This is a genomic window from Paraburkholderia kururiensis JCM 10599 = LMG 19447 (assembly GCF_003986935.1).
In the GTDB taxonomy this organism is placed as follows: Bacteria; Pseudomonadota; Gammaproteobacteria; order Burkholderiales; family Burkholderiaceae; genus Paraburkholderia; species Paraburkholderia kururiensis.
On the sequence record NZ_RJZE01000144.1, the window covers coordinates 1 to 253 of the forward strand.

The following is a 253-nucleotide window of genomic DNA, read 5'->3' on the forward strand; positions in this document are numbered from 1 at the left end:
CTGGGACAACTCGGCAATGGAAAGCTTCTTTAGCAGCCTGAAAACCGAGCGCACGGCGCGCAAGGTGTATCGGTCGCGAGAGGAAGCCCGTTCAGACGTGTTCGACTACATCGAACGCTTCTACAATGAGCTATCGTTGAAAGTGGTGTACGCGGCGTAGGGAAGAGGCAGGAGAAGGCGGTGGCGATTGAAGGAGAATGTTGCTTCTCACGGTAACACTTCCACAATCGAACTCCACCACCATGGCGAAACA

Annotated in this window: 1 protein-coding gene; it reads left to right on the forward strand. The window is 54.2% G+C overall.

Features of this window, described 5'->3' with window-relative positions; genetic code table 11:
• Positions 1–160: IS3 family transposase (locus PKKP23_RS33650; RefSeq protein ID WP_153188594.1), on the forward strand; the 160-nt coding region annotated here is incomplete at its 5' end.
• Positions 161–253: the final 93 nt, after the last annotated feature.